This window comes from Phaeovulum molybdatiresistens (assembly GCF_023544865.1).
Taxonomy (GTDB): Bacteria; Pseudomonadota; Alphaproteobacteria; order Rhodobacterales; family Rhodobacteraceae; genus Pontitalea.
On the sequence record NZ_JAMJFX010000003.1, the window covers coordinates 136,037 to 157,402 of the forward strand.

The 21,366-nt window shown below is 67.7% G+C and carries 22 protein-coding genes; 9 read left to right on the forward strand and 13 right to left on the reverse strand.

Annotated elements, in window-relative coordinates; genetic code table 11:
- Positions 1 to 25: 25 nt before the first annotated feature.
- The 4 genes from ilvD (at position 26) to MXB90_RS04095 (ending at position 3,610) form a co-directional block, all read left to right on the forward strand.
- The gene (gene ilvD, locus MXB90_RS04080; protein ID WP_250041388.1) at positions 26 to 1,759 is read left to right on the forward strand and encodes a dihydroxy-acid dehydratase; all 1,734 of its coding nucleotides are present in this window, start codon (positions 26 to 28) and stop codon (positions 1,757 to 1,759) included.
- On the forward strand, positions 1,740 to 2,378 hold the full coding sequence (locus MXB90_RS04085) for a hypothetical protein (protein ID WP_250041389.1): 639 nt from the start codon (positions 1,740 to 1,742) through the stop codon (positions 2,376 to 2,378). The genes ilvD and MXB90_RS04085 overlap by 20 nt, the downstream gene beginning before the upstream one ends.
- Positions 2,379 to 2,470: 92 nt before the next feature.
- A complete protein-coding gene (locus tag MXB90_RS04090; protein WP_250041390.1) occupies positions 2,471 to 3,244 on the forward strand; it encodes a DUF6478 family protein in 774 nt (257 codons plus the stop codon).
- 9 nt (positions 3,245 to 3,253) lie between these two features.
- Positions 3,254 to 3,610, forward strand: coding sequence for a hypothetical protein (locus tag MXB90_RS04095; protein ID WP_250041391.1), 357 nt, complete (start codon positions 3,254 to 3,256; stop codon positions 3,608 to 3,610).
- Positions 3,611 to 3,620: 10 nt separating this feature from the next.
- Here MXB90_RS04095 and MXB90_RS04100 read toward each other — a convergent pair whose 3' ends face one another.
- A complete protein-coding gene (locus MXB90_RS04100; protein ID WP_250041392.1) occupies positions 3,621 to 5,639 on the reverse strand; it encodes an NADPH-dependent 2,4-dienoyl-CoA reductase in 2,019 nt (672 codons plus the stop codon).
- A 268-nt stretch (positions 5,640 to 5,907) separates the two neighbouring features.
- Here MXB90_RS04100 and MXB90_RS04105 point away from each other — a divergent pair, with 268 nt between their 5' ends.
- The gene (locus tag MXB90_RS04105; RefSeq protein ID WP_250041394.1) at positions 5,908 to 6,813 is read left to right on the forward strand and encodes a LysR family transcriptional regulator; all 906 of its coding nucleotides are present in this window, start codon (positions 5,908 to 5,910) and stop codon (positions 6,811 to 6,813) included.
- Between the two features lie 4 nt (positions 6,814 to 6,817).
- On the opposite strand, the gene MXB90_RS04110 is transcribed toward MXB90_RS04105, so the two are convergent.
- The 3 genes from MXB90_RS04110 to MXB90_RS04120 are packed head-to-tail and all read right to left on the reverse strand — an operon-like array spanning position 6,818 to position 9,217.
- Positions 6,818 to 7,762: an OmpA family protein gene (locus tag MXB90_RS04110; protein WP_250041397.1), complete on the reverse strand. Its 945-nt coding sequence runs from the start codon at positions 7,760 to 7,762 to the stop codon at positions 6,818 to 6,820.
- Positions 7,759 to 8,487, reverse strand: coding sequence for a GNAT family N-acetyltransferase (locus tag MXB90_RS04115; RefSeq protein ID WP_250041400.1), 729 nt, complete (start codon positions 8,485 to 8,487; stop codon positions 7,759 to 7,761). Before MXB90_RS04115 ends, MXB90_RS04110 begins: the two co-directional genes overlap by 4 nt.
- A gap of 1 nt (position 8,488) precedes the next feature.
- Positions 8,489 to 9,217 carry a competence/damage-inducible protein A gene (locus MXB90_RS04120; RefSeq protein ID WP_250041403.1) on the reverse strand — a complete coding sequence of 243 codons (729 nt, stop codon included), beginning with the start codon at positions 9,215 to 9,217 and terminating at the stop codon, positions 8,489 to 8,491.
- Positions 9,218 to 9,326: 109 nt separating this feature from the next.
- Between MXB90_RS04120 and map the strand changes: the two genes are divergently transcribed.
- Positions 9,327 to 10,142, forward strand: a complete 816-nt coding sequence (gene map / locus MXB90_RS04125; RefSeq protein ID WP_250041404.1) for a type I methionyl aminopeptidase — start codon at positions 9,327 to 9,329, stop codon at positions 10,140 to 10,142.
- A gap of 65 nt (positions 10,143 to 10,207) precedes the next feature.
- On the opposite strand, the gene rsmD is transcribed toward map, so the two are convergent.
- Both rsmD and MXB90_RS04135 read right to left on the reverse strand, forming a co-directional pair.
- Positions 10,208 to 10,771 carry a 16S rRNA (guanine(966)-N(2))-methyltransferase RsmD gene (gene rsmD / locus MXB90_RS04130; protein WP_250041410.1) on the reverse strand — a complete coding sequence of 188 codons (564 nt, stop codon included), beginning with the start codon at positions 10,769 to 10,771 and terminating at the stop codon, positions 10,208 to 10,210.
- Positions 10,768 to 11,970 (reverse strand): NAD(P)/FAD-dependent oxidoreductase, encoded by a 1,203-nt coding sequence (locus tag MXB90_RS04135; protein WP_250041413.1) that lies wholly within the window; start codon positions 11,968 to 11,970, stop codon positions 10,768 to 10,770. The genes rsmD and MXB90_RS04135 overlap by 4 nt, the downstream gene beginning before the upstream one ends.
- A gap of 80 nt (positions 11,971 to 12,050) precedes the next feature.
- Between MXB90_RS04135 and MXB90_RS04140 the strand changes: the two genes are divergently transcribed.
- The gene (locus tag MXB90_RS04140; RefSeq protein WP_250041415.1) at positions 12,051 to 12,539 is read left to right on the forward strand and encodes a peroxiredoxin; all 489 of its coding nucleotides are present in this window, start codon (positions 12,051 to 12,053) and stop codon (positions 12,537 to 12,539) included.
- 49 nt (positions 12,540 to 12,588) lie between these two features.
- Here the strand turns inward: MXB90_RS04140 and MXB90_RS04145 are convergent, their stop codons facing one another.
- The 5 genes from MXB90_RS04145 to smc all read right to left on the reverse strand — a co-directional run bounded on the left by MXB90_RS04145 (position 12,589) and on the right by smc (position 19,039).
- Entirely contained in the window at positions 12,589 to 12,951 is a 363-nt protein-coding gene (locus MXB90_RS04145) for a 4a-hydroxytetrahydrobiopterin dehydratase (protein ID WP_250041417.1), read from the reverse strand.
- Between the two features lie 65 nt (positions 12,952 to 13,016).
- Entirely contained in the window at positions 13,017 to 14,186 is a 1,170-nt protein-coding gene (locus MXB90_RS04150) for a GNAT family N-acetyltransferase (RefSeq protein ID WP_250041419.1), read from the reverse strand.
- 45 nt (positions 14,187 to 14,231) lie between these two features.
- Positions 14,232 to 14,996, reverse strand: coding sequence for a glycerophosphodiester phosphodiesterase family protein (locus tag MXB90_RS04155; protein WP_462982215.1), 765 nt, complete (start codon positions 14,994 to 14,996; stop codon positions 14,232 to 14,234).
- The gene (locus MXB90_RS04160; protein WP_250041424.1) at positions 14,996 to 15,454 is read right to left on the reverse strand and encodes a RidA family protein; all 459 of its coding nucleotides are present in this window, start codon (positions 15,452 to 15,454) and stop codon (positions 14,996 to 14,998) included. Before MXB90_RS04160 ends, MXB90_RS04155 begins: the two co-directional genes overlap by 1 nt.
- A gap of 126 nt (positions 15,455 to 15,580) precedes the next feature.
- Positions 15,581 to 19,039 carry a chromosome segregation protein SMC gene (gene smc, locus MXB90_RS04165; protein ID WP_250041426.1) on the reverse strand — a complete coding sequence of 1,153 codons (3,459 nt, stop codon included), beginning with the start codon at positions 19,037 to 19,039 and terminating at the stop codon, positions 15,581 to 15,583.
- Between the two features lie 270 nt (positions 19,040 to 19,309).
- Here smc and MXB90_RS04170 point away from each other — a divergent pair, with 270 nt between their 5' ends.
- Together MXB90_RS04170 and MXB90_RS04175 are read left to right on the forward strand one after the other, a co-directional pair.
- Complete coding sequence (locus MXB90_RS04170) at positions 19,310 to 19,666, forward strand: CidA/LrgA family protein (RefSeq protein WP_250041533.1); 357 nt, start codon at positions 19,310 to 19,312, stop codon at positions 19,664 to 19,666.
- Positions 19,659 to 20,375 carry an LrgB family protein gene (locus tag MXB90_RS04175; RefSeq protein ID WP_250041434.1) on the forward strand — a complete coding sequence of 239 codons (717 nt, stop codon included), beginning with the start codon at positions 19,659 to 19,661 and terminating at the stop codon, positions 20,373 to 20,375. The genes MXB90_RS04170 and MXB90_RS04175 overlap by 8 nt, the downstream gene beginning before the upstream one ends.
- Here MXB90_RS04175 and MXB90_RS04180 read toward each other — a convergent pair.
- Together MXB90_RS04180 and rnhA are read right to left on the reverse strand one after the other, a co-directional pair.
- Positions 20,372 to 20,890 carry a trimeric intracellular cation channel family protein gene (locus MXB90_RS04180; RefSeq protein ID WP_250041435.1) on the reverse strand — a complete coding sequence of 173 codons (519 nt, stop codon included), beginning with the start codon at positions 20,888 to 20,890 and terminating at the stop codon, positions 20,372 to 20,374. The genes MXB90_RS04175 and MXB90_RS04180 overlap by 4 nt on opposite strands.
- On the reverse strand, positions 20,880 to 21,341 hold the full coding sequence (gene rnhA / locus MXB90_RS04185; RefSeq protein WP_250041437.1) for a ribonuclease HI: 462 nt from the start codon (positions 21,339 to 21,341) through the stop codon (positions 20,880 to 20,882). The genes MXB90_RS04180 and rnhA overlap by 11 nt, the downstream gene beginning before the upstream one ends.
- Positions 21,342 to 21,366 lie beyond the last annotated feature (25 nt).

The window sequence follows — 21,366 nt, forward strand, 5'->3', positions numbered from 1 at the left end:
CCAGCCAATTCCGGGAGGATGACCCATGCAGAACAGCCGTTTCGACAAGTCGAAACTTCCCAGCCGGCATGTGACCGAAGGGCCCGAACGCGCCCCGCATCGGTCCTATTTCTACGCGATGGGCATCACCGAGGAAGAAATCCACCAGCCCTGGGTCGGCGTCGCCACCTGCTGGAATGAGGCTGCACCCTGCAACATCGCGCTGAACCGTCAGGCGCAGGCGGTGAAGATGGGCGTGAAGAAGGGCGGCGGCACGCCGCGCGAATTCACCACCATCACCGTGACCGACGGTATCGCCATGGGGCACGAAGGCATGCGGTCCTCGCTCGCCTCGCGCGATGCGATCGCGGATACGGTCGAACTGACGATGCGCGGCCATTGCTATGACGCGCTGGTCGGTCTTGCGGGCTGTGACAAGTCGCTGCCGGGGATGATGATGGCGATGGTGCGGCTGAACGTGCCGTCGGTCTTCATCTATGGCGGGTCGATCCTGCCGGGCAAGCTGAACGGCAAGGACGTCGTGGTGCAGGACGTGTTCGAGGCCGTGGGCCAGCATGCCGCCGGCAACATGACCGATGCGGAACTGGCGATCCTGGAACGTGTCGCCTGCCCCTCGGCCGGGGCCTGCGGCGGGCAGTATACCGCCAACACGATGGCCTGCGTGTCCGAGGCGATCGGTCTGGCGCTGATGAATTCCTCGGGCGCGCCCGCGCCTTATGAAAGCCGGGATCAGTATGGCGATGCCTCGGGCGTGGCGGTCATGCACCTGATCGAAAAGAACATCCGCGCGCGCGACATCGTCACCCGCAAGGCGCTGGAAAACGCGGCCCGCGTGGTGGCCTGCACGGGCGGTTCGACCAACGCCGGCCTGCACCTGCCCGCGATCGCGAATGAGGCCGGGATCGACTTTGACCTGTTCGACGTCTGCGACATCTTCCGCGACACGCCCTATTTTGTGAACCTGCGTCCGGGTGGCGATTACGTCGCCAAGGACCTGTTCGAGGTGGGCGGCGTGCCGGTCGTGATGAAGGAACTGCGCAAGGCGGGCCTGATCCATGAAGATTGCATCACCGCCAGCGGCAAGACCATGGGCGAAGAACTGGACCTGATCACCCGCGAGGCCGATGGCCGCGTGATCTATCCGGTGGAAACCCCGATCTCGGCCACGGGCGGTGTTGTGGGCCTGAAAGGCAACCTGGCCCCCGATGGCGCGATCGTGAAGGTGGCCGGCATGGCGCCCGAACAGCAGGTCTTCACCGGCCCCGCCCGCGTCTTCGAATGCGAGGAAGAGGCCTTTGCCGCCGTTCAGGCGCGCACCTACAAGGAAGGCGACGTGATCGTGATCCGCAATGAGGGCCCCGCCGGCGGCCCCGGCATGCGGGAAATGCTGTCCACCACCGCCGCGCTGTCGGGTCAGGGCATGGGCAAGAAGGTCGCGTTGATCACTGACGGGCGTTTCTCGGGCGCGACGCGCGGGTTCTGCGTGGGTCACGTCGGCCCCGAGGCGGCGCATGGCGGGCCGATCGCACTTTTGAAGGATGGCGACATGATCACCATCGACGCGATCAAGGGCGAAATCTCGGTCGCGCTGTCGGATGAGGAACTGACCGCGCGCAAGGCCGATTGGAAGGGACCCCGCGCCACCGATTATGCTTCGGGCGCGCTGTGGAAATATGCCCGTCTTGTCGGGCCGACCCGCTTTGGGGCGGTGACCCATCCGGGCGCCAAGGCCGAAACCCATGTCTACATGGATCAGTAACCTGCGGCGCAGGGCCGGGCGCATTGCCCCGGCCCTGGCACTTGCGGCGCTGGCGGGGTGCGTGGCCCCCACGGCGGGCCCCGCGCCGCGCAGCGTGGCTGTGGCCGATGGCACCCTGGTGCTGGCCGCCCCGCGCGGCTTTTGCGTCGACAATCGTTCGTTGCGCAACCAGGGCGCGGCCGCTTTCGTGCTGTTTGGCAATTGCGCAGCGCTGTCGCGTGACCCGTCCGATGCGCGCCCCGACTATCCCGCGGTGTTAAGTGCGGCGGTCAGCATGGGCGCGGGCGGGGCCGGTCTGGAAGGCCGGTTCGATCAGATGCGGCAGTTCTTCCGCTCGCCTGCCGGGCGCGCCGCGCTAAGCCGGGCGGGCCGGGCCGAGACCGTCGAGGTTCTGGATATCCGCACCGAAGGAAGCCTTTTGCTGATCCGCCTGTCGGACAGTGCCCCGATGGGCGGGGCGCCGGTCAGCGAGACCTATTGGCGCGCGATCACCGGAATCGGCGGGCGCATCCTGTCGCTTTCGGTGCTGCCGCTGAAGGACCGGCCGATCAGCGATGCGGCGCAACGCGCCCTGCTGGAACAGTTCGCCGCGACGATCCGCGCGAACAACGCGGGCTGAGTGTAAAAAATCGCGCGGATTGGTCCGTGCGAAACGAAATGATTACGGGTAAGTGGTTCACTCCGGCAAAAATGCGGGTGTTTCGCGTAAAGATGACCAAGAAACCGGCCTCTCTCCTTGACCGTCTGGCACAGCGCCACGCCCTGGCGCGCTGGTCGCGCGCTGCGCGCATTGCAGAGGCGTTGGATTTTTCCGACCTGCGGATGCTGCGCGCCGAGGCCCGCGCCCTGCGGCGCGAACTGAACCGCCTGCTGCATGTGGCCGAGGGGCGGCTGGCGCAGCCATTGCCGGGCCATGACGGAATCGCGCGCCCGTTGGGCACCGAATGGGCCTGGCGCGGGGATCTGTGGTCGGGGCCGGTGCATCCCGCCGGTCTGGCCCCGGCCGTCAACCGCGCGATGTTGGGCGGCCATGCGACGCTGTTTCATGACTGCCCGACCTCGGAACTGGTCTTGCGCCAGGTCCGCAGGGCCGATCCCGATCAGGTTGCGGCTTTCTGCCTGGGGCTGGATGTGTTTCGCTTTGACGGGTCGTTCCTGTCGCTGGCGATCGATCTGCCCGAAGCGGCGGTCCGGGGGCTTCGGCGCGACCATCTGATCCGGCTGGACCTGCCGGTCGAAATGGAACGCCCGCTGGAAATCTATTGTCGGCTGAATGTGAAACACGGGCCGAATACCGAACATCTGGTGCGCACCCTGCCGCACCGACAAGGGGAAACCGCGGTGGAATTCGACCTGGCCTACACGAAACTGAATGAAAAGCGCGTCGAACGGGCCTGGATCGACCTTGTCTTTGACGGGCCGCAGATGAACCGGATCGTGATCCACGATCTGACCGTCTCGCGTCGGCCGCGCGCGGGCATATAGGGGGCAGGCATGAAGCTGGAACTGTCGCGAATCCGCGCGGGCCATTGGGAAGGGATCATCGCCGCCGGTGCCCCCCCCGCACCCGAGGTGGTGCATCTTGATCAGGTTCTGCCGGGGCTGACGGTCGATGCGCAACCGGACGGGCGCTGGCGCCTGACCCTGCCGATCCCGGCAGAGCTGTTGCACGACGGTGTGCAGACCTTCGTGGTCCGCGATGCCGGATCGGGGGACCGGATAGGCCACTTCACCATCATCGCGGGCGTCCCGCTGGATGATGACATCCGCGCGGAACTGGATCTGCTGCGGGCGGAACTTGACATGCTCAAGCGCGCGTTCCGCCGCCACTGCGCCGAAACGGGCACCTGATCGCGCCCGGTTACAGCCCCGCGGCCAGGCGCGTCCCCTGATCGATGGCGCGCTTCGCATCCAGCTCGGCGGCGACATCGGCACCGCCGATCACATGTGGCTTGCGTCCCGCGGCAATCAGCTGATCGGCCAAGCTGCGGTCGGATTGCTGGCCCGCACACAGCACGACGGTATCCGCCACAATCACGGTCGGGTTTTCCCGCGCAGCGCCGAATGTGATGTGCAGCCCTTCGGCGGTGATGCGTTCGTAATTCACGCCACCGATCATCCTGACCCCCTTTGCCGCCAGCGCCGCGCGGTGGATCCAGCCCGTGGTCTTGCCCAGCCTGCGCCCGGGTTTTTCCGGCTTGCGCTGCAACAGCGTCACGGCCCGGGCGGGCGGCTCGGGCTGCGCGGGGGCCAGCCCCCCGGGGCTGCTGGCCGGATCGCCCACACCCCATTCGCGCATCCAGTCCGCGGGGTGCAGCGTGGGGCTTGTGCCGCGTTGCGTCAGGAATTCGGCCACGTCAAAGCCGATGCCCCCCGCGCCGACAATGGCCACCCGCGGCCCGGCCGTGACGGTGCCGTTCAGGATGTCGACATAGGACACCGCCTGACCGCCCTCAACGGGGATCGCGGGGTCGCGCGGGGTGACCCCGGTGGCGATGATGACCTCGTCAAACCCGGCAAGTTCCGCAACCGTCGCCTCGGTGTTCAGCCGCAGGTTGACCCCGCTTTGCCCGATCATTGTGGCGAACCAGTCGGTCAGCCCCCGGAATTCCTCTTTCCCCGGGATTTCGCGTGCCAGTGTCAGCTGCCCGCCAATCTGGGCCGCGCGGTCGAACAGGGTGACCCTGTGCCCGCGCTGTGCGGCGGTGATCGCCGCGGCAAGCCCGGCGGGCCCGGCCCCGACGATGCCGATCGATTTGGGAACGGCCGCCGGTTCAATCTGCAACTCGGTCTCATGCGCGGCGCGGGGGGTCACCAGACAGGTTGAAATCTTGCCCGAGAATGTATGGTCCAGGCAGGCCTGATTGCAGGCGATGCAGGGCGCAATCTCGGCCGCGCGTCCGGCGGCGGCCTTGGCCACGAAATCGGGATCGGCCAGGAAGGGCCGCGCCATCGACACCATGTCCGCCTGCCCCTGGGCCAGAACCGCCTCGGCCACCTCGGGCATGTTGATCCGGTTTGACGCGATCACCGGTATCGACACCTCCGGCCGCAGCCGCGCGGTCAGCCAGGTAAAGGCCGCGCGCGGCACAGATGTGGCGATGGTGGGAACCCGCGCCTCATGCCAGCCGATGCCGGTGTTCAGCATGCTGGCCCCCGCCGCCTGGATCGCGCGGGCCAGTTGCACCACCTCATCCCAGGTCGAACCATCCGGAACAAGGTCGATCAGCGAAATGCGATAGATGACGATGAAATCTGGCCCCACCGCGGCCCGAACCCGGCGCACCACCTCGACGGGCAGGCGCATGCGGTTTTCATAGGCACCGCCCCAACGGTCGGTGCGGCGGTTGACGTGGCGCACCAGAAACTGATTCAGGAAATAGCCCTCGGACCCCATCACCTCGACCCCGTCATAGCCCGCCTCACGCGCGCGGGCGGCGGCGGTCACGATGTCGGAAATCTGCTTTTCAATCCCCGCCTCATCCAGTTCCTGCGGCGCAAAAGGCGAAATCGGCGACTTCACCGCCGAGGCGGACACGCAGTCCGGCCCGTAGGCATAGCGCCCCGCATGCAGGATCTGCATCGCGATCCGCCCACCCGCGCCATGCACCCGGTCCGTGACGCGGCGGTGGTTGGCGATGTCCTCGGGCGTGAAAAGCCCCGCCGCGCCGGGAAAAACGCCCCCCTCACGGTTCGGCGCCATCCCCCCAGTCACCATCAGCGCGACCCCGCCCCGTGCGCGCGCGGCATAGAATTCGGCCACCCGGTTCCAATCGCCAGTCTCTTCAAGACCCGTGTGCATCGACCCCATCAGAACCCGGTTCGGCAGCACGACATGCCCCAGATCGAGCGGTGAAAGCATCTGCGGATAGCGGCTCATGCGACCCTCCCCCTTGGCCTGTTCCTCGCGCCAATCTGCGCCGCGCGCCGCCTCAAGTCACGCCAAACGCGGCGTCATGTTTTCATCTTGCGCGAAATACCTCGGGGGGGGGGGCGCAAGGCCGGGGGGCAGAGCCCCCCTTGCGCCGCGGATCCCCCCGACTGACCTTTGGGGCTTTTTCCAACATCTTGTCCGTCCGTGGCCCCATTTGCGCCCGAATTCGACCCGATACCGGATCAAGCTGCTCAATGTTGTCGAAGGTCGCACAATGGATCGCCTGACAGAAATGGAAGCCTTCGCCACCGTAGTGGATCAGGGCGGGTTCACCGACGCCGCCCGAAAGATGGGCATTTCAAAGTCGGCCGTGTCCAAGCACGTCTCTGCGCTTGAGGCGCGTCTGGGTGCGCGCCTTCTCAACCGCACCACGCGCCGGGTTTCGCCCACGGAAATCGGGCTGGCCTATTACGACCGTGCGCGCCGGGTGCTCAATGATGCGGGTGAGGCCGATGCGTTGGTCACCGCGATGCAGACCGCGCCCTCGGGCCTGTTGCGAATCTCGGTGGCCACCGATTTCGGCGTCAATCTGCTGTCGCCGATCCTTGGGGATTTCCTGCAGGAATATCCCGAAATCACCGTGAACATGGTGCTGAACAACCGCTATGTCGAACTGATCTCGGAAGGGTTCGACATGGCGATCCGGGTGGGCGATCTGGAAGACAGCACATTGCGTGCCCGCAAGCTGACCGAAACATCGCGCCGGATGATCGGCGCGCCGTCCTACTTTCAGCGCTATGGCCGCCCGCTCAAGATCGACGATCTGAACGATCACAAGCTGCTGCACTATTCCAGCCAGTCCAATGGCAATGTCTGGAAAATCACCGCGCCTTCGGGCGAACGCCGTCAGGTGCGGTCCAACGGCTGGCTGACGGTAAATGACGGTCAATCGCTGTTGCATGCCGCGATTTCGGGGCTGGGCATCGCTTATCTGCCCTCGTTCCTGTATGCCGATGCGATGCGCAAGGGGCTGGTCGAGGAGGCGATCCCGGGCCTGCCGATGGAAACCCTGGGGATCTTTGCCGTCTATCCGCCGGGCCGGTTCACCCAGCCGAAGGTGCGCGCCTTCATCGATTTTCTGGCGCAGACCTTCGCGGACAAGGGGCCGGACAACTGGTAGCGCGTTAGTCGGTTCCGGCGGTGGATTGCGGGGCGGTTGTCAGAACCGCCTCGACCCGCCGGTTACGCAGGCGGCCTTCGGGCGTCATGTTCGTGGCACGCGGGGCAAGCCAGCCCGCGCCTTCGGCCGAAACCTGCCCCGGCGTCACGCCGTAATCCGCGATCAACGCATTTCGCACCGCCTCGGCCCGGCGCTGTGACAGGGCGATGTTTGCGGCCAGGCCGCCCTCGGTATCGGTATGGCCGACCAAGGCGACCTGCGCATCCCGATGCGCCGCCAGATAGGCGGCCAGCGCCGCAAGCGAGGCGCGCCGATCCGGCCCAAGCGTCGTGGACCCGCTGTCAAACTGCAGATCCTCCAGCACGGCCCGGCCTTGCGTTTCCAGCGCGGCGGCTAGGTCGCTTTCGGGCGCCGCGGGGGTGGGCGCGGTGTCCTGGGCGGTGGCGGGCTGCGGGGCGCGGATGGGCCCGTCAGTGATCTCGGTGATCTGGATGAACCCCGATTCGCTGGACCGGCTGACCAGAACCGCCAGATGATCCGCGCCGCGCCGGGCCGACAGAAACCGGAAATCCCCCAGATCAACATGCATTGCGGGTTCGGGCAGCGTGTCGGTTTCATAGCGGAAGTCAAATCCGCCGCAGCCGTCCGTCTCGCATTCGAACAATAGACTGTAGCCCGCGGCAAGGATCTGGTCGCGCAGGGGGGCCAGGATCTGCAGCGTTGTCAGGCTGCTTGACGGGATGCGCCAGGCGCGGTCGCTGCGCGGACCTTCCAGCCGGCGCCGGTCAAAGCCGGTTTCGGTCCAGGGGCCAAGGGCCAGGTCATAGCTTGCCGCCGCGCTGGTGGTGGCGGCGGTTTCCACCGCGCCCGTCGGCAGGCCGGGGGCAAAGGCCAGGGCAATCCCCGGCAAGGCGGCCAAGGCCGATCCCAGCGCCAGGCGGCGGATCATTCCGCCGCCTCTGCGGGTGCGATGCGGTAATGATAGGCAGCGGTCTGGGTCATCCCCAGGCTGCGGTAAAGCGCGTTCGCGGCCACATTGGCGCGGGTGACGACCAGCGCCAGTGTATCGGCCCCGGCCTCTTGCGCCCAGTTCGCGGCCTCGGTCATCATGTGGCGCGCAAGGCCCCGGCGGCGCAGATCCGGCAGGATCGCCAGGGCGTGGACCATTGCGGTTTTCTGGTGCAGCGCGACGAAGGCCGCCCCCGCGCAGCGGTCCTCGGTGCGGCCCAGGATTGCGGTCTTGGGGGGGGACACGCGGTCCATGACCGCCTGGCGTTCCGCCCCGATCCCGGATTCGGTCCACAGGTCGCGGGTGATCTGCAGCGGCGGCCAGATCGCGAAGGCGGTGATCGGGGGGACCGGGCCCGCCAACTGCGCCACCGGGATCGCATAGGCCGCCACCGGGTCGACGACGCCGTAGCCCCGTGCGGCCAGCGCCGCATCAAGCGGGTCTTCGCCGGGCCGGATCATGAAGCGCGGCAGCTGGCCGAAGGCGCGATGCGCCGCCTCGGCGGCGGCGATGTCGGCCTGATCGAAGGGCCCGTCAAGGCTTGCCGCGCTGACCCGACCGCCGCCGCCACGGCCTTCGCGCACGGCAAAGCCGCCTGCGTGGACGATGCTGGCCGCGGGCCAGGTGGCGTCGATCGCGGCAAAGATCGGATCGGGGGGTGTCATGTCAGTGGCCATCCGGGAAGGCGGCCTGCAGCCGGGCGAACCCCTCGCCGACGCGGGCGGGATCGGTGCCGCGCACCACAAGATTGGTGCCATAGGCCCCATCGATCACGAAGGGATAGGATCCAAAGGACAGATCGGGCATGTCGCGCGCCAGATCGCCGAGGCCGTCGGCCAACGCCGCCTCGGGGCGCATGACGCGCAGGCTGTGGGTGACAAGCGGTGCGCCGCCCGTCAGCTGCGGCAGGACCGAGGCGACCATCGCCTGAAAGATGTTGGGCACCCCCGCCATCACATGGCAATTGCCGATGCTGAAGCCCGGCGCGGCGGAAACCGGGTTTTCGATCAGGGTGGCGCCTTCGGGGATGCGCGCCATGCGCAGCCGGGCTTCGTTGAAGTCCAGCTGGCGGGCGGCGTAATGCGCGGCAAGGATGGCGCGGGCATCTTCGCGCACGCCGATGGTCACACCAAAGGCATCGGCGACGGCATCGGCGGTGATGTCGTCATGCGTGGGCCCGATCCCGCCCGAGGTGAACAGATGATCATGCGCCGCCGACAGCGCCTTGACCGCCGCAACGATGGTTGGGTGATCATCGCCCACGACGCGGATTTCCCGCAGGTCGATTCCGGCGCGGGCAAGCTCGCCCGCCAGGTAATGGGCGTTGCCCTCGCGGGTGCGGCCGGTCAGGATTTCATCCCCGATCACAAGGATGGCGGCGGTGGGATTGGGCATGGAACTCTCCTTCGATGCAACAGCTATAGGGCGCGGGCGGGGGCACGAAAAGCCCGGCACTGGCCAAGGCCGCGATTTGTGACTATCTAGAAGCCGCAAACGCAGGAGAATGCCCGTGGACGATAGCAGTGGCCGTCTGACGAAGGATGGCATCCGCATTCATGAGCCCGCCGATTTCGAAGGCATGCAGGCCGCAGGTCATCTGGCCGCGCGCATCCTGGATGAGGTGGCGCCCCTGGTGGAACCGGGGGTCAGCACCGGCGCGCTGGACGATTTCATTCGCGACCGGGTCGAGGCGCTGGGCGCGAAATCGGCCACCATCGGCTATCGCGGCTATCAGCATGCCTCGTGCATTTCGGTCAACCATGTGGTCTGCCACGGGATTCCGGGGGCCAAGCTGCTGAAGGATGGCGACATCCTGAACATCGACGTGACCGTCATTCTGGATGGCTGGTATGGCGATACCAGCCGGATGTATGTGGCGGGCAACCTGCCGCGCAAGGCCGAACGGCTGATCCAGGTGACGCATGACGCGCTGATGCTGGGGATCGAGGCGGTCAAGCCCGGCAACACCTTTGGCGATATCGGCCACGCCATCCAGAGCTATGTCGAGGGCCACCGGATGAGCGTGGTGCGCGATTTCTGTGGCCACGGGCTGGGCCGGGTGTTCCACGCGCCGCCAAACGTTCTGCACTATGGCCGCGCGGGCGCGGGCCCGGTGCTGGAAGAGGGCATGTTCTTCACCATCGAGCCGATGGTGAACCTGGGCCGGCCCGAAACCAAGGTGCTGGCCGATGACTGGACCGCGGTGACGCGCGACAAGTCGCTGTCGGCGCAGTTCGAGCATTCGGTGGGCGTGACTGCCGATGGTTGCGAGATTTTCACACTGAGCCCGGCCGGGCGGTTTCATCCGACCTGGGGCTGAACGGTCAGGCCGGGGGCGCCGCCCCCGGACCCCCGGAGTATTTGGCCAAGAAGAAGCGGCAAGGGTCAGTCCGGCATCCGCAGCAGTGTGACCAGCGTATCGCCATAGGCGCGCTGGTCGATCTGTTGCAGTGGCGCGGGGGGCGTGGGCGGGGTGTTTTCTTCCCATACGATCATTGCGCCGGGGGCGATCCAGCCGCCTTCCAGGCATGAGGCGAGCGCGGCCTCGCCCAGCGATTGTCCGTAGGGCGGGTCAAGGAAGATCAGGTCGTAGCCGGGGCCGCGGTTGGGGCCCATGCGGGTGGCATCGCGCCGCCAGACATCGGTGACGCCCATGGCGCGCATTTTTTCGATGTTCTGGCGCAGAAGCGCGCGGGCCGCGGTGCCATCATCGACGAAGGCCACGCGGGCAGCGCCACGCGATAGCGCCTCAAGCCCCAGCGCGCCGGTTCCGGCGAAGAGGTCAAGCACCCGGGCGCCGGGGATCGGGTTGCCGTGGGTGCCGTTGACCAGAAGGTTGAAGATCGCTTCGCGCACCCGGTCAGAGGTGGGGCGCAGGTGGGCGCGGGCGTCGCCCTCGCCCACATCGGCCAGTTTCAGGCCGCGCTTGTCGCCGCCGATGATCCTCATGCCAGCAGCGCCTTGAGATCGGTTGCCGGATCGGCCAGCGCGTCAGGCGCGGGGGATTTGCCCGATTCAATCAGGCGCTTGCCGATCATGTAGGCGCGCGCGTCGTTCAGCGCATCCACCGCGATCAGCCGGTCGTTGCGATAGTACCAGAAGGATTGGCCGTCGCCCCGGCGGGTGATGACCTGGGTGTAGCCGGTGTTTAACCCGGCGATCTGAAGTTTCGCATCGAACTGATCCGACCAGAACCAGGGTTTGGGGTGATAGGCCTTGCCCGCCCCCAGCATGTTCGCGGCGACCGTTTCGGCCATGTCGATGGCGTTGCCCACGCTTTCCAGCCGCATCCGGCCATCTGGCCCGGGGAAAGAGGCGCAATCGCCCGCGGCCCAGATCGCGGGATCAGTGCTGCGGCCCTGGGCATCGACCTTGATGCCGTTTTCGATGGCAAGGCCCGCGGCTTCGGCCAGCGCGGTCTGTGGCGCGACGCCGATGCCGACAACGACCACATCCGCCGGGATGTGGCGGCCGTCGGCCAGATCGGCGCCGGTGACGTGGTCGGTGCCGGTCAGGCGCGCAAGGCCGGTACCCTCAATGATCTGCACGCCGTGGGCATGGTGCAGGGCGCGGATCGCGTCCGCGGTTTCGGCGCAGGCGACGCGGCCCAGGATACGCGGGGCGGCCTCGATCAGGGTGACCTCCAGGCCCAGCTTGCGCGCGACGGCGGCGCCTTCCAGCCCGATGTAGCCGCCGCCGATGACCACCAGCCGCGCGCCGGGTTTCAGCGCCGGGGCCATTGCATCGACATCGGCCAGCGTGCGCACCACATGCACCCCGCCAAGCCCGCCGCCGATTGCCGCGGGCAACTGGCGCGGGGTGGCGCCGGTGGTCAGGGCCAGCTGGTCATAGGCCAGGGTTTCGCCGTCGGTCAGGTGCAGGGTCTTGGCCGCGCGGTCGATCGCCTCGGCCCGGCAGCCGGTGCGGATGGTGATGTCCTGCGCGGCCCAGAAATCATCGGCGCGCAGCAGCAGCCGATCCAGTGCCATGTCACCCAGCAGATAGGCCTTGGACAGGGGCGGGCGTTGATAGGGGGGCACGGGTTCATCGCACAGGATCGTCAGCGCGCCCACATATCCCAAGGCGCGCAGCTTGACCGCCAAAGAGGCCGCCGCCTGCCCCCCGCCCACGACGACAATTCCTGCCATGACTGCATTCCCTCTAGTCGTTTCCACAACAGAACCTATATCCTGCCAGCATCTTAGCGCAACGCAACAGGGAGACTGACATGACGATTTCCGCGGGAGACACGCTACCGGGGGCGACGCTGCTGGAACTGGGCCCTGAAGGGCCGCGGACGGTGGATCTGGCGGCAAAGCTCAAGGGCCGCAAGGTTGTGATCTTTGGCCTTCCCGGGGCCTTTACCCGCACCTGTTCCTCGGCGCACCTGCCCAGCTTCATGCGCACGAAGGCCCAGCTTGAGGCAAAGGGCGTGGACGAAATCATCTGTGTTTCGGTCAACGATCCCTTCGTGATGGGCGCCTGGGGCGAGGCCACCGGGGCGACGGCGGCGGGCATCACGATGCTGGCCGATGCCGAAAGCGCCTTTGTCAATGCCATCGGGCTGTCGTTCAGCGCGCCGCCGGTGGGCCTGATCAACCGCTTCAAGCGCTTCGCGATGTATGTCGAGGATGGCACCATCAAGGTGCTTCAGGTTGAGGAATCCCCCGGCGTCTGTGACGTTTCGGGCGGTGAGGCGATGCTGGCCGCGATCTGATCGCGCGACCCCGGGCGCGCCCCCGCACGGGCGCGCCTTTTTTATCCGGTCATTGCGTTGCGTGCAGCTTGCACAGGCATTCGACGGGTTCCGTCTGGTCGCGCTGGACGGTCGCGCCCAAGGCCAGCGTGTCGATGGCGCGGGCCAGGTCGATGTCCAGCTGGCTTAGCCCGTCGCAGTGATGTGTCGTCAGGGTGATGTCGACCACGTTATAGACATTGGTCCATTCCGGGTGGTGGCCCATCTTCTCGGCCACCAGCGCGGCGCGCGACATGAAGCCCCAGGCTTCCGAGAAATTCCCGAACTTCAGGATCTTGCGGATCGCATCGCGGTCGGGCACCGCGCCCCATCCGGTTTCGCCCAGATCGGGCAGCAGGCGCAGGCGGTCGGCTTCGCTCAGGCGTTGGGTCATGGCAGTCGCTCCTTGGCTTTCGTGTGACGATAGCGCGCGGGCCGCCCCCGGAAAGGGCGGGGCGGTCAGTCGGCGGTGCCGGACCGGAACGGGCCATAGGCGGTAAGGATCTCGATATCCTCGGCCACGGCGACGCGTTCGGCGCGCAGGTAATCGGCGATGGCGGCGCGCAGGCCCGGATGCGCAATCCAATGCGCCGAATGGATCGGGCTTGGCAGATAGCCGCGCGCCAGCTTGTGTTCGCCCTGTGCCCCCGCCTCAACCCGCGACAGTCCCTGCGCGATGGCCCAGTCAATCGCCTGATGATAGCACAGTTCGAAATGCAGGAAGGGGTGATCCTCGATGCAGCCCCAATAGCGGCCAAACAGCGCATCGCGCCCGATCAGGTTCAGCGCGCCCGCAATGGGGCGGCCATCGCGTTCGGCCAGCACCAGCAGCACATCGTCGCGCATCTGGTGCAGCACGTCGAAAAAGGCGCGCGTCAGATAGGGGCGGCCCCAGTTGCGGCTGCCGGTGTCCTGATAAAAGACCCAGAAGGCATCCCAATGCTGCGGCTGAATATCATCCCCGGTCAGGGTGCAGATCGTGCCGCCAAAGCCCTGCGCGCGGTCACGTTCCTTGCGCAGCGCCTTGCGCTTGCGCGATGACAGCTCTGCCAGAAAATCGTCATAGCTGGCATAGCCGCGGTTGACCCAGTGGAATTGCTGCGTGCGGCGCGCCAGGTAGCCTGCGGTTTCCGCATCCGCCACCTCATCGGCCGTGCAGAAGGTGACATGCACCGAAGACAGCCCCGCGTCCTGTGCGATTTGTTCCATCCCGTGCAACAGCGCCGCGCGGCCCTGCGCCTCATACCCCGGTCGGGTCAGCAGGCGCCGCCCGGTGACGGGCGTGAAGGGCACAGCGCATTGCAGCTTGGGGTAATAGTGGCCGCCCGCGCGCTCATAGGCATCGGCCCAGCCGTGATCGAAGATATATTCCCCCTGGCTGTGTGATTTCACATAAACCGGCGCGACGGCAATCACTTGGTCCCGCAAGCGCGCCACGATCGGGCGCGGCTGCCAGCCGGTCTCCGCCCCGACGGAACCCGAGCTTTCCAGCGCGCTCAGGAAGCGATGCGTGGTGAACGGGTCGATGGCACGGCCCGCTGCCGCCTCGGGGCAGGCGCAGGCATCCCAATCCTGCGGGGCGATCGCCGCCACACCCGAATGGATCGTGATCTCGATGCTCTCGTTCATGCCGGCCCCCGTTCGCCCGCAAACATGGCGCGTCGGGGGGCGCCGTCAAGCGGGCAGGGGGGAAAGATAGTCCTCGAAGGTCACGTTATCCGCGATCTGGCGTGCCTTGGCCTCGACCTCGGGGGATTTGACGGTCCAGCACAGCACCGCCGCACCCTGCGCCTTCAGCGCGGCCACGCGTGGCCGGTCCAGGTCTGATACCTCATGCGAGATGAAACAGGCCCCGACGCGGTCATAATCCGGGATCTCGCGCAGCCGGTCGCGCGTGCCCGCCGCGATCAGCCCCCAATCTTCGGCGCGATAGGCAGATGTCGTCAGCCCCACCGCCACCCCGGGTGCCGCCCGATGAAATGCCGCCACCGCATGCGGGTTGAACGACATCACCGCCACCGGCCCGCCATAGCCGGCCAGCGTCCCGGCCACCGCCTGTTCCAGTAGGCCGACCTCGGGGCCAAGACCGCCATCCTGATCCTTGATCTCGATCAGCAGGGGCACCCGGCCCGCCACGATCGCCAGCACCTCGGCCAGCGTCGGGATACCGTCTTCGCCCCCCAGCAGCCGCAGCGTTGCCAGCTTGCGCGCGCTCAGCCCCCGGATGCGCCCGGACACCCCGGTCAGGCGCCGCAGATCATAGTCGTGAAAGACCATCGGTACTCCGTCTTCCGACGGCTGGATGTCGATCTCTATCGCATAGCCCGCCGCCACGGCCGCACGCACGGCGGCGCGGCTGTTTTCCGGTCGACCGGCCGCGCGGTCGTGCAGCGTGCGATGCGCGATCGGCAGGCGCAGGAAATCGGGGTGCAGCGCCATCATTCGACCTCGAAGATCGCCTCGACCTCAACGGCAACCCCGCGCGGCAGGCTGGCGGCGGATACGGCGGACCGCGCATGCCGCCCGGCATCGCCAAAGACCTCGACCATCAGGTCGGAACAGCCGTTGACCACCTCGGGCTGATCGGTGAAATCGGGCGTCGAATTGACAAAGCCCACCAGCTTCACGACCCGCCTGATCCGGTCCAGATCGCCAAGCGCGGCCTTGGCCTGCGCAATCAGCGCCAGCCCGCAGGATCGCGCGGCCAGCGCGCCCGCCTCTCGGTCCAGATCCGCGCCCAGCTTGCCCGTGATCAGCCCTTGGGCCCCGGCCGAGATCTGGCCCGATACGAACAACTGATCGCCCGTGCGCACAAAGGGCACATAATTGGCCGCCGGCATCGGCGCCGCCGGAAGCTCGATCCCCAGTTCCGCCAGACGTGCTTCGATCTTCGCCATGATTCCCTCCGGTTGGTTGCGGGGGCAGGCTAGGGTGCCGCCCGCGCGCCCTCAAGCCCCCTTCGGCTTTGCCGAAATATCCCGGGGGTAAGCGGCCTTGGGCCGCAAGGGGGCAGCGCCCCCTGCCTACGCCACCAGCTGTTCCGCCCGCTTGAGGTCGACCGAGACCAGCTGGCTGACCCCCTGTTCCTGCATCGTGACGCCGAACAGCCGGTCCATCCGGCTCATGGTCACGGCATGGTGGGTAATGATCAGGAACCGCGTGTCGGTGCGGCGGGTCATTTCATCCAGAAGGTCGCAGAACCGGGTGACGTTGGCATCGTCCAGCGGCGCGTCAACCTCATCCAGCACGCAGATCGGGGCGGGGTTGGCCAGGAAGACGGCAAAGATCAGCGCCATCGCCGTTAGCGTCTGTTCTCCCCCCGACAAAAGGCTCAGCGTCGACAGCTTCTTGCCCGGCGGCTGGCACATGATCTCAAGGCCCGCTTCCAGCGGATCATCGCTTTCCACCAGCACCAGATTTGCGTCGCCCCCGCCGAACAGATGGGTGAACAGCATGCGGAAGCTTTCGTTCACCTGTTCAAACGCGGTCAGCAGGCGCTCGCGGCCCTCGCGGTTCAGGCCCGCGATGCCCGCGCGCAGCTTGCGGATCGCCTCTTCCAGATCGGCCTTTTCCTTGACCAGCGTGTCATGTTCGGCCTGAACCTCTTTCGCGTCTTCCTCGGCGCGCAGGTTGACGGCGCCAAGGGCTTCGCGCTGGCGCTTCAGGCGGGCGACCTCGATCTCCAGCTCTTCGGATGCGGGCATGGCGTCGGGGTCGGTCGCCAGCGTCGCCAGCAGCGCGGGGGGGTCAAGCTCGGTCTCTTCGCGGATGCGTTCGGCGGCATAGGCCACGGTTTCGCGCGCCGCATCAACCCGGGCTTCGGCGCGGGCGCGGGCCTCGCGCGCCTCACCGGCCAGACGTTCGGCATCGCGTTCGGCCATCTGTGCCTCGCGCAGCGCGGATTCGGCGGTGGCCAGCGCATCGGCGGCGCGCGCGCGCCGGTCTTCGGCGGCCTCGATCGCCTCGGTCAGTTCCTCGCGCTTGGCGGCCAGCTCGCCCGGGGCCTCGGCGGCCTCGTGCAAATCGGCCTCGGTTTCACGCCGGCGCTGCGCCAGTTCGGCGGACCGTTTCTCGGCGGTTTCCAGGCGGTGCCGCCAGCCCGAGATTTCCTTGGTGATCTCCTGCCGACGCTTCAGCCGCGCCTCGCCCTCGCGGCGGATTTCGTCATGGGCGGACCGGCGGGTCATCATCGTCATCCGCGCGGCTTCGACAGTCATCTTGACCGCGTCGACATCGGCGCGGGCGGCGGCCAGATCGGGCAGGGCGGCCAGCGCGCTTTCCGCCTCGCGCAGCGCCATGCGCGCGGCCGAGGCCTCTTCCTCATGGCGGGCCACGGCCAGACGCGCGCTTTCCAGCTTGCTGCCCGCGATCGAGCGGTCCGCCTCGGCGCGCGACAGCGCGCGGCCTGCTTCGGCCAGCCGCCGGTCCGCCTCGCGCCGGGCGTCGCGGGCGCGGGCATCGGCGGCGCCAGCCTCGGCCAGCTGACGGGTCAGCATCTCATGCGCCTGCCGCGCGCCTTCGGCCCGGGCGGCGACTTCTTCCAGATCGCGCTTCAACTCGACCAGGCGGTTCAGTTGCTGCAACCGCAGCGCCGCGGCCGAGGGCGCATCCTCCGCACCCGACCGGAACCCGTCCCAGCGCCACAGATCGCCCGCGCGCGACACCAGCCGCTGGCCGGGGCGCAGCGCGTGTTGCAACCGCGTGCCTTCCGCGTGATCGGCCACCAGCCCGATCTGCGCGATGCGGCGGGCCAGCACGGCGGGCACGGTGACATGCGCCGAAAGCGGCGCCACGCCATCGGGCAGCGATTGGGGCGCATCGTAATCGGGCAGCGCCCCCCAGCCCGATTTCGCGGTCTGATCCACCTCGGGCGCGCGCAGATCATCGGCCAGCGCCGCCCCCAGCGCCGCCTCAAAGCCCTTGTCGACCCGGACCCGGTCCAGCAATTGCTTGCCCGCCGCAGATTCACGCTCGACCAGACGCGCCAGCGCCGCAACCTCGGCGCGCAGGGCGCCCGCTTCGCCTTCGGCCTCGGACCGGGCGGCGCGGGCGGCGGATTCGCGGCCCTGAATTTCGGCGCGGGCTTCTTCCGCGGCGGCAAGCGCCTCTTCGGCGGCCTCGGCACTGTCCTGCGCCTCGGTCTGGGCGGCTTCGGCCGCCGAGTGATCGGTATCCGCGCGTTCCAGCGCCGCCTGCGCGGCGGTGGCGGCCTGGGCGGCGCGGGCGGCTTCGGTTTCGGATTTCTCGGCGGTGGCGCGGTTGTCGGCCACCAGACGTTGCGCCGATTGATGGCGCGCGGCAAGGCGGGCGACATCCTCGGTCATCTCGGACAGCTGCGCCTCGCGGTCCTGCAGCACGCCCGCAGCCTCGGAGGAGGCCTCGGCGGCGGCGGTCAGGCGGGCCTCATGCCCGTCACTGGCCTTGGCGATCTGGCCCTGCTCCCATTCCAGTTGCGCGATCGTTTCGCCCGCATCGCGGTTCAGCCCCGCCTCGCGGTCCATGTCGCGGTCCAGCTGTGCGATGCGCGCGGTCAGGGTTTCGATCATCGCGCGGGCACGGTTTTCCTGATCGGTCAGGGCATCGCGCTGCACGGTCAGGCGTTGCAGGATGGCCCCCGCGATTGCCTCTTCCTCGCGCAGGGGGGGCAGGGCGTCTTCGCGCGTGGCGCGGTCCTTGGCGGCGATGCGGGCGGCCTGTTCGGCCTGACCCGCGGCGCGCATGCGTTCCGCCAGGCCCGATTCCGCCTCGGCCCGGGCCAGATCGGCCTCGCGCCAGCGGCGATACAGCAGGCTGCCTTCGGCCCGGCGCAGATCGGTGCCGATCTCGCGGTAGCGGGCGGCCTGCCGGGCCTGCCGGGCCAGCGTGGCCAGCTGGGCGGCCAGTTGCTCGACCACGTCATCGACGCGCAGCAGGTTCTGTTCGGCGCCGTTCAGTTTCAGTTCCGCCTCATGCCGGCGCTGATACAGGCCCGAGATCCCGGCCGCTTCCTCAAGGATGCGGCGGCGGGCCTTGGGCTTGGCGTTGATCAGCTCGGCGATCTGGCCTTGGCGGACCAGCGCGGGCGAATGCGCCCCGGTCGAGGCGTCGGCAAACAGCATCTGCACGTCGCGGGCGCGCACATCCTTGGTGTTGACCTTGTAGGCGGACCCCGCATCGCGCGTGATCCGGCGCACGATTTCCAGCACGTCGGACTCGTTAAAGCCCGAGGGTGCCAGCCGTTCGGTATTGTCGATCGACAGCGACACCTCGGCAAAGTTGCGTGCGGTGCGGGTGGCGGCGCCGGCGAAGATCACGTCTTCCATCCCCTCGCCGCGCATCGCGGTGGGGCGGTTTTCGCCCATGACCCAGCGCAACGCCTCAAGCAGGTTGGACTTGCCGCAGCCATTGGGGCCGACCACGCCGGTCAGCCCGTCGTGGATCACCAGATCGGTGGGGTCCACGAAGCTTTTGAAACCGTTGAGGCGAAGCCGGGTAAAGCGCAAGACGAGGCCTTTCTGATTCCATCGGGCGGGGCACAAGTGTCGCTGCATCGGGGCCCAAGTCAATCAGGTTCCCCATGATCTGGCGGTATCTTGCGCCTTATCCACAAGATATGCGCGGGTTGGCGCCGTGGGGGGCTGTCTGCCCCCCGGCCCGGCCCTGGCGGGCCGGTCCCCCCCGAGGATATTTGGACAAAGCCGAAGATCAGGGATTGGTGCTGGCGCGGGGGATTTGCGCGGGCTAGGCTGGGCGTGTTGATGGGGGAGGATGCGATGATCCCGGCGCTGGCCACGATCCTGATGTTTCAGCTTGCGGGCGAGGTGATCGCGCGCGCCCTGGAATTGCCCTTGCCGGGGCCTGTGCTGGGGATGATCGGTCTGGTTGTCGCCTTTCTGATGGCGCCCCGGCTGGCCGAGGTGGTGCGGCCCACGGCGCAGGGGCTTCTGGCGCATTTGTCGCTGTTGTTCGTGCCCGCGGGCGTGGGCGTGGTGGCGCATTTCGGGGTGCTGTCTGAACAGGGCCCGGCGATTGCGGTGGCGCTGGTCGGATCGACCATTCTGGCGATTGCGGTGGGCGCGCTGGTCTTTGCCTACGTCGCGCGCCTGGTGGGGAGCCGGGACGATGGCTGATGCGGCGCTGATCTGGTCCTATCTGTCGCGCGAGCCGTTGCTGTGGCTGACGGCTACCTTGCTGGCCTATTGGGCGGGGGATGCGGCGTTCCGGGCCTCGGGGCGGAAACCCTATGTCAATCCGGTGCTGGTGGCGGTGATCGTGCTGGCGGCGGTGCTGTGGCTGACGGGCACGGACTATCCCGCCTATTTCGAGGGGGCGCAGTTCGTGCATTTCATGCTGGGCCCGGCGACGGTGGCGCTGGCGGTGCCGTTGCATGCCAATCTGTCCCGGGTGCGGCGGGCGGCCCTGCCGATTCTGGCGGCGCTTTTGGCGGGGTCCGTCACAGCGGTGTTGAGCGCGCTGGGCATTGCCTGGGCGATGGGGGCGGATGCGGGGGTGCTGGCCTCGCTTGCGCCGAAATCGGCGACGGCGCCGGTCGCCATCGGTATTTCCGAGGGCCTGGGCGGGGCGCCGACGCTGACGGCAGTGCTGGTGCTGCTGACGGGGATCATCGGGGCGGTGGTCGTGACGCCGCTGCTGAACGCGCTGGGGGTGCGTGACTGGCGGGCGCGCGGCTTTGCCGTTGGCGTGGCGGCCCATGGCATCGGCACCGCGCGGGCCTTCCAGGTAAATGAGACCGCGGGCGCCTTTGCAGGCATCGGCATGGGCCTGAACGCGGTTCTGACGGCCCTGATTGCGCCGCTTGTGCTGCGGCTGTTTGTCTAGGCGCGGGGCGGGCGCGCCTTGTAGACCGGCAGGCGCCAGCCGAAGATCAGGCTGCCCGCGCGCAGGGCAAAGGTCACGCCGCCGCAGACCAGCAGCGCCGGCGCCCCGGGCCAACCCAAGCTCACCATGACCAGCGCCGCCGCCGCCCCGCAAAAGGCGCAGGTCAGGTAAAGTTCCCCCTGTTTCAGGACAAGCGGAACCTCATTACAGACCACATCGCGCATCAGCCCGCCGAAGGACCCGGTGGCGATGCCCATGATCACCACGATGACCGGCCCGGCCGCCAGCACGACAAAGCCCGGCTCGCCGACCCAGAACACCGGATCACGACCCAGCATCAGATCGCGCAGCGTGCCACCGCCCACCGCCGTCAGGGCGCCTATGAAGACGATCCCCACCAGATCCAGCTGTTTGCGTGAGGCAACCAGTGCCCCGGTCAGCGCGAAAACCAGAACCGAGGCATATCCAGCGCGGCGACGACCGACAGGTTCGCCAGCGCCCCGGTCATTTACCACTGCCCTTGAAGGGTGCCATGCCGGCGCGGGCCAGTTCGTCGGCCCGTTCGTTTTCCGGGTGGCCGGCGTGGCCCTTGATCCATTTCCAGGTGACCTTGTGGCGGCGCTGTGCCTCATCCAGGCGTTGCCACAGGTCGACGTTTTTCACCGGCTTGCGGTCGGCGGTTTTCCAGCCGTTCTTCTTCCAGCCGTGAATCCAGGCGGTCACGCCGTTCTTCACATAGGCCGAATCGGTGGTGACGGTGATCGCCACATCGCGGCTTAGAACCTCTAGCGCGTTGATCGCGGCCAAAAGCTCCATCCGGTTGTTTGTCGTTTCAGGCTCGCCGCCCGAAAGTTCGCGTTCCTTGACGATGCTGGTTCCGTCCAGTGCGCGGATCAGCACACCCCAACCGCCGGGGCCCGGATTGCCCGAACAGGCGCCGTCTGTCCATGCGAAGAATTCAGCCAAGGGTCACCTGTTCATCTGTCAAAAA